The sequence below is a fragment of the Streptomyces sp. NPDC031049 genome (genome assembly GCF_055571015.1).
Genome location: NZ_JBVIGC010000001.1, coordinates 235587 through 242463, shown reverse-complemented (window position 1 = coordinate 242463; position 6877 = coordinate 235587). Strand labels below are relative to the sequence as shown.

The 6877-nt window shown below is 72.5% G+C and carries 4 protein-coding genes; 1 reads left to right on the top strand and 3 read right to left on the bottom strand.

Going from position 1 to position 6877, the window contains the following annotated elements; all coding sequences use genetic code 11:
• Nucleotides 1–141 precede the first annotated feature (141 nt).
• The 3 genes from ACZ45Q_RS01055 to ACZ45Q_RS01045 form a co-directional block, all read right to left on the bottom strand.
• Nucleotides 142–1683, bottom strand: a complete 1542-nt coding sequence (locus tag ACZ45Q_RS01055; protein WP_468253671.1) for an alpha/beta hydrolase — start codon at nucleotides 1681–1683, stop codon at nucleotides 142–144.
• Between the two features lie 128 nt (nucleotides 1684–1811).
• Nucleotides 1812–3359 (bottom strand): alpha/beta fold hydrolase, encoded by a 1548-nt coding sequence (locus ACZ45Q_RS01050; RefSeq protein WP_468253670.1) that lies wholly within the window; start codon nucleotides 3357–3359, stop codon nucleotides 1812–1814.
• Nucleotides 3360–3432: 73 nt separating this feature from the next.
• Nucleotides 3433–6207 (bottom strand): lysylphosphatidylglycerol synthase transmembrane domain-containing protein, encoded by a 2775-nt coding sequence (locus ACZ45Q_RS01045; RefSeq protein WP_468253669.1) that lies wholly within the window; start codon nucleotides 6205–6207, stop codon nucleotides 3433–3435.
• 186 nt (nucleotides 6208–6393) lie between these two features.
• Between ACZ45Q_RS01045 and ACZ45Q_RS01040 the strand changes: the two genes are divergently transcribed.
• Nucleotides 6394–6780: an MGMT family protein gene (locus ACZ45Q_RS01040; protein WP_468253668.1), complete on the top strand. Its 387-nt coding sequence runs from the start codon at nucleotides 6394–6396 to the stop codon at nucleotides 6778–6780.
• Nucleotides 6781–6877: the final 97 nt, after the last annotated feature.

The window sequence follows — 6877 nt, the reverse complement described above, 5'->3', positions numbered from 1 at the left end:
CGTACACCACACCCCCCACCCCCCCCCCCCCCCCTCCCCCCCCCCCCCCCCCCCCTCTCCCCCCCCCCCCCCCCCCCCCCCCCCCCCCCCCCCCCCCCCCCGCCGCCGTCGTGGGCCGTGCCGCGGCCTGGAGCGAGGACGCTACGAGCAGACCTTGCCGTCCTCGGGCACCGTGCCCTTCAGCAGGTAGGCGTCCACCGTGGAGTCCACGCAGTCGCTCCCACTGCCGTACGCACCGTGTCCCTGACCCTTCCAGGTCAGCATCACACCGACGTCCTCGCCCAGCTCGTCCGCCATCCTGCGCGCGCCCTCGTAGGGCGTGGCCGGGTCGCCGGTGTTGCCGACCACCAGCACCGGGTCCGCGCCCGGCGCGCTCACCTCCGGCGTCTCGTGCTGACCGGGCACCGGCCAGTCGTGGCACCAGCCGGCCGTGTCCCAGCCCAGGAACGCACCGAACACCGGGGAGACCTCCTCGAACTCGGCCAGCCGCTTCTTCGTCTCCTCCAGCGTCGGCCGCTGCCGGTCGTCCAGGCACGATATGACCCGCTGGGAGTGCGTCGTCGTGCCGTACTCCCCCGAGGGGTCCCGCTCGTTGTAGCTGTCGGCGAGCGCCAGCAGCTCCGAGCCGTCGCCCTCCTCGGCCGCCCTCAGCGCGCTGGTCAGCGCGGGCCAGCTGCTCTCGCTGTACAGGGGCAGCACGATGCCGGTGAGCGCCAGCGTCTGTGTCAGCTTCCGGCCGGATGACGACGTCGGCAGCGGCTTCGCGTCGAGCCGGCCGAGCAGACCGGCGATCTTCCGTGAGCCCTCCTTCGGGTCCTGCCCGGTCGACTTCAGGTACTCGTCGAGTGCCCGCTGGAAGCCCCGGGCCTGGTTCAGGGCGTGGCCGAAGGTGTCGGCCGACGGGTCGACGACCGCGTCCAGGACCATCCGGCCCACGTTCTCGGGGAACAGGTGGGCGTAGACGCCGCCGAGTTCGGTGCCGTAGGAGATGCCGAAGTAGTGCAGCGACGCGTCGCCCAGCACATGGCGCATCAGGTCCATGTCGCGGGCGGTGTCCGTGGTCGACACGTGCGCCATCAGCTTGCCTGCCGACTCCTGGCAGCCCTCGCCGAAGTCGGCGGCGTCCGCGAGGAAGGCCCGCTCCTCGGCGGCCGTGTCCGGGGTGCCGTCCACGGATTCGGCGGCCTGGATCTCCTTGTCGCTGCGGCAGCGCACGCCCTCGCTGGCGGCCACGCCCCGGGGGTCCCAGCTCACCAGGTCGTACCGCTCGTGCAGCGAGGAGACGGCGTCGCCGTAGGCCGGCATCGTGGCCACGCCCGAGCCGCCGGGGCCGCCGAAGTTGAACAGCAGCGAGCCGATCCGCCGGTCGCCGCGGGCCTTGGACCTGATGAGCGCCAGGTCGATCGTGTCACCGGCCGGTTCGCCCCAGTCCAGCGGCACCTTGAGCGTCGCGCACTGCCAGTCGCCGCCGGGTGCGGGGGAGTCCGCCGTTTCCTCGCACCGGCCCCAGTCGGGCTTCTGCCCCGTCAGGGAGGACGGGAGCCCGGGGGGCGCGGCGGCCGGCGGCCGGCGGGAACCGGCGTCGTCGGTGTCCTTGTCGCCCCCGGACGAGCCCCCGCTGCAGCCCGCGGTCAGCAGAGCCGCGGCGGCCGTCAGAGCCGTCCACCGTACGAAACGTGCCATGGCAATCCCCCTCGCTGGCCGTCCGCGCCGTGCGGCGGATGGCGGTCATGCCATGGTAGGCGGACCGGGGAGCGGCCACTGCGGCCTGTGGATAACGTTCTGACCTGGCGCTTTGGTAGAACCTGCGATCAGGAGCAGACCGTTCCGGCCGCCGGGACCTTCCCGTCGAGCAGATATCCGTGCACCGCGTCCTGTACGCACCGGTTCTCGCTGTCGTACGCACCGTGCCCCTGGCCCCGGTACGTCAGCTCGACGCCGACCCCCTCGCCCAGCGCCCGTACCATCCGCCGCGCGCCCTCGTAGGGCGTGGCGGGGTCGCCGGTGTTGCCGATGACCAGGATCGGCGCCGCTCCCGGCGCGCTGACGTCGGGGTGGTCGGCGGCGCCCCTCACCGGCCAGTCGGTGCAGCTGAGCAGGGACCAGGCGAGGTAGTCGCCGAACACGGCGGAGGCCTCGCGGAACTCGGGCAGCTTGCGCTGGACGTGGCCGGGGTCGTAGCGCGGCTTGTCGTCGGCGCAGTTGATGGCCACGTTGGCCGCGGCGATGTTGCTGTACTCGCCGTTCTCGTTGCGCCCGTTGAGCGCGTCCGACAGCGCCATGAGGATCTGTCCGTCACCGCCGTACGCCTGCTCCAGGCCCTCGGTGAGGTACTCCCAGAAGTCCTGCGAGTACAGCGCCTGGGCGATGCCGCTGGTCGCGGCGGTCTGGGTGAGTTCGCGGGGGAAGATGCCGGGGATCGGCCTGCGTTCGAGGTCGCTCAGCAGCCGGGCGATGCGGTCCTTGACGTCCTGGGCCGTCTCGCCGACGGGGCAGTCCTCGACCTGCGAGGTGCAGTGCTCGGCGTAGTTGTCCAGCGCCCGCTGGAAGCCCCGTGCCTGCCCGAGGGAGCCCTCCTCCGGGGTCTGCGTCGGGTCCACCACGGCGTCGAAGACGGCACGGCCCACGTTCTTCGGGAACAGGTGGGCGTAGACGCCGCCGAGTTCGGTGCCGTAGGAGATGCCGAAGTAGTACAGCTTGTCGTCGCCGAGGACCTGGCGCATCAGGTCCATGTCGCGGGCCGCGTCGGTGGTGCGTACGTGCGGCAGGATCCGGCCCGAGTTCTTGTCGCAGGCCGCGTTGAAGTCCTCGGTGCTGTTCACCAGCTCGGTGCGTTCGGCGGCGTCGTCCGGTGTGGCGTCCTGCTGGAAGTAGATGTCGAGCTGCCTGTCGTCCAGGCAGTGCACCGGCGCGCTGCGGCCGACGCCGCGCGGGTCGAAGCTGACCAGGTCGTAGCGGGTGCGCAGCTTCTCGTAGTCCTGGCCGAAGGCGGGCAGCGTGGTGACGCCCGAGCCGCCGGGGCCGCCGAAGTTGAAGACGAGGGAGCCGATCCGCCGGTTCTGGTCGCCGCTCGTCCGCGCGCGGATCAGCTCGATGCCGATGGTGTCGCCCTCGGGGTCGTCCCAGTCCAGGGGCGCCTTCATGGTGGCGCACTGCCACTCGCCGCCGTCGGGCAGGGGAGAGGGGGCCGGTCCGCCGCCCTGCGCCTCGGACGGCGCGGGGCACTCCTTCCAGTCGAGCCGCTGCCTGGTCAGGTCCTCGTCGTCACCGGAGTCGTCGCTGCACCCCGCCAGCAGCGCGGACAGCAGGACGGCGGGGGCACAGAGGGCGGCGGCGCGCAGCCGGGAGCGGTTCGGCATACGTCCATCGTGCGGCCGCCCGGCGTGGGCCGCTCGGGACGCGTGCCGTACGAGCTACCCGGCCGCCGGGTCTCTACAGCGCTTCTTTCCTCGTCAGGTGGTTGAAGGCCAGCCACCCCGGCAGCACCGGCAGCCACAGTGTCAGCAGCCGGTAGAGCAGTACGGCCGGTGCGGCCACCTCGCTCGGGAGGCCGACGGCGATCAGACCGACCGTCAGTGTCGCCTCGACGGCGCCCACACCGCCCGGGGTCGGTGCCGCGGAGCCCAGCGCGTTGCCGGCGAGGAAGACGACGGCGACGCTGGCGAGGCTGATGGACGTGGACTCGTCGCCGAACGCGCGGACCGAGGCGTCCAGGCACATCACGAAGCAGGCGGTCAGCAGGAGCATGCCGCCGATGCCGGTGATCAGTTTCTGCGGCCGTTGCAGCACGTCGAGCATGCGGGGCACGACACCGGCGAAGAGCGAGCGCACGCGCGTGACGACGAATTTCCGCAGGAACGGCACCGAGGTGACCACCAGCACGAGCACCGCGACGGTCAGCAGCCCCGCGATGACCGTCCGGGACGGCGACAGCGAGGGCGTCTTCTCGATCCCGGTCAGGTAGCCGAAGGCCAGCAGCATCAGGATGTGGGCGCCGAGGCCGAACAGCTGCGACGCGCCGACACTCGCCACCGCCAGACCCGGCCGCACCCCGGCGCGCTGGAGGAAGCGCGTGTTCAGGGCGACGCCGCCGACCGCCGCCGGGGCGACGATCTTCACGAACGACCCGGCGACCTGGGCGGCCACGGTCCGCAGGAACGGCACCCGCTCGGGCACGAACCCCAGCAGCGCCATGGCGGCCGCGAAGTAGCTCGCCGCCGAGAACAGCGCGGCCGCGGCGACCCAGCCCCACTGGGCGTTCGCGATCAGCGGCCCGAACTCGATGTGCGTGAGCTGCGTCAGGAGGAAGTACGCGCCGATCGCCCCGGCGATGAAGCTGATCAGGGTGCGCGGCCGGATCCGTTCCAGCCGGGCCGGCTCGACGAGAGCCTGCGGCCTGATCAGCAGCACCTGGTGCCGGATCTGGGTGAGCAGGTCCTCCTCGCGCGCCTCGTCGAGTGCCTCGTCGATGGCCCGCTTCTCCGCGCGGGCCTCCGCGCGTACGGCCTTCTTGTCGGGCTTTCCGACGGCCTGCCCGGGCTCTTCACCGGCCGCCTCCAGCCTGGCCTGTTTCGCCTGCCGGGACGCCTCCAGGACCGCTTCCCGTTCGCGCTGGGCGCGTTCCCGGGCCAGTCTGCGCAGCGTCGCGCGGGTGGAGCGGCTGAGCGCGATGGGCTGGAGCATCGGCAGGCAGTCGGCCACGGCGTCCGGGCCGAGCACGTTCACCGCCGAGGCCACCGCGCGCTCGGCGCCCACCCGCAGGCCGAGCGTCACCAGGAGCTGGGAGATGTCCATGCGCAGCAGCAGATCGCCGGCGGCGATCTCGCCGGTGCGCAGGTCGGTGATGCTCACCGTGCCGGAACGATCCACCAGAATCGCGTCGCCGACCAGCCTGCGGTGGGCGATGCGCCGCGACTGAAGCGCCCGCACCTGCTTCCAGGTGTCGCGCAGCAGGTCGTCGGTGATGTCCTCGTCCGCCAGCGAGTCCAGGCTGCGTCCGCCGGTGTGCTCGTAGACGAGCATCACCGCGTCGGGGCCCAGCTCCGACGTCGCGATCAGCTTCGGGGCGTTGGCGCCCGCCGCGATCGCCGCGTAGGCGAGCAGCGCCTCCTGCTCCAGGGCCTGGCGCAGGGACTGGATGCTGCTGCGGGTGGCGAAGCCGCGCAGGGCGAGGTTGCGCCAGGCGCGGTAGAAGAAGCCCTGCGCCTGCTGTTCGCGGTCGACCACGGTCACGTCGAGCGGCGGGCCGTCCTCCAGCGTGACGAAGTAGCGCCGGCCGCGGTCGCCGGTCTCCGCCGTGTCGGACGCGGCCTCCTCGCGGGACGCGGTCACCGGCCGGAACCCCACCGTCCGCAGGCCCGCCATGAGCGTCCGCCCGGTGGGCCGCACATTGGGCGAGCCGACCGCGTACAGCGTGCCGTAGGCGACGGTCCAGCCGATCAGCACCGTCAGGATGATCGAGAACGGCGTGGTGTAGCCGGTGACGAGCATCGAGAAGGCGTCGAGGAGCAGCACGATCCACAGCACCGCGCGCCACCGGGGTCTGCGGGACATGCCGACCGCGGTCATGTAGGCGATCACCGGCGCCAGGTACCCGTGGACGGGGTCGGTGAGGGCGTTGACGTCGCCTGGGGAGGGCTGGGTGAGCGCTTCCTGGATGGAGCCGGGGGCGGCCTTGGCGACCCACAGGTCGGTGGCGAGGGTCACTCCGTGGGCGAGGACGGCCGCGAGCACCCCGTCGGCGATCCGCAGTCCGTCCCGTTTGATCAGGCGTTCGATCGCGAACGCGACGGGCACCAGGAGGATCGCGATGCTGGACGCCAGGCCGGCGATCTTGATGAACAGGTCGGGTGCCTGTCCCGTGCCCTTGTTGATGTCCTGCTCGAGTCCCGAGGTGGTGCCGTGCGCGAACGCGGCGATGCCGAGCAGCACCGCCACGCCGAGCAGGCCCACCAGGAGCCGCATGAGGTCGGACGGGCGGTGCACGCGCGCGGGGAGGAGCGGCTCGTCGCCCTCCACCTCGTCGATGTGTGCGGTCTCGGTGCCGTCGGTGTCCCGCGCGGTGCCTTCGCCGTCGCCACGGCTCTCGCGGGTGCCTCGCTTCCGGGTCGTGTCACCGGTGGCGGGAGCGGTGCCGGGGCGCGACGGAGCGTCAGTGGTGCCCTGCGGGTCCCCGGATCCCCCGGGCTGCGCACCCTGCTGCTTCATCGACTCTTCTTGCTCTCGTATCACTGGTCACCGCCCGCACGATGGTGGCATGCCGCACCGACACTCGGGGGCATCAGGGTGCACATGCGGGGTCGCACAGTCTGCCCGAAGCCCCGTGCGGGGGCGAGGCGCGTGAACGGGGCCGAGCGCGTCGCGCTGTCGGTGGGGTGCGGCAGGATGGGACGGATGAGCGAGGAGAGCCTTCCGGACGACGCCCGCCCGGCGTCCGCCGACGCGCTGCCGGAGTACGCCGAGCGGGTCCTGGACGTCACCGAGATCATCCCGCCCGGCCGCGTCATGACCTACGGCGACATCGCCGAATGGCTCGGGGAGGGCGGGCCCCGGCAGGTCGGCCGGGTGATGTCCCTCTACGGCGGAGGCGTCCCGTGGTGGCGCGTCGTCCGCGCGGACGGCCGCCTGCTGCCGGGACAGGAACTGGAGGCCCTCCAGCAGTACCGCGCGGAGGGCACGCCCCTGAAGGACGCGGACCGGGCCGCCGAGGGCCACCTGCCGCGGCTCGACATGAGGCGGGCGCGGTGGGACGGCGGCGAACACGCGCAGGGTCACACCTGACAGCTTCCGGCATCGGACCGCCCGCCGTGTGACGCCTGATCCGTTCGAGGGAATCGGGACAGAACCGGCACGTCCGTGGCATGACGTACGTTCGTGG

Excerpts from the sequence above, each read along its gene's own strand:
- ACZ45Q_RS01055 (WP_468253671.1), bottom strand. The coding sequence starts at position 1,683 with ATGGCACGTTTCGTACGGTGGACGGCTCTGACGGCCGCCGCGGCTCTG.
- ACZ45Q_RS01050 (WP_468253670.1), bottom strand. The coding sequence starts at position 3,359 with ATGCCGAACCGCTCCCGGCTGCGCGCCGCCGCCCTCTGTGCCCCCGCC.
- ACZ45Q_RS01045 (WP_468253669.1), bottom strand. The coding sequence starts at position 6,207 with ATGAAGCAGCAGGGTGCGCAGCCCGGGGGATCCGGGGACCCGCAGGGC.
- ACZ45Q_RS01040 (WP_468253668.1), top strand. The coding sequence starts at position 6,394 with ATGAGCGAGGAGAGCCTTCCGGACGACGCCCGCCCGGCGTCCGCCGAC.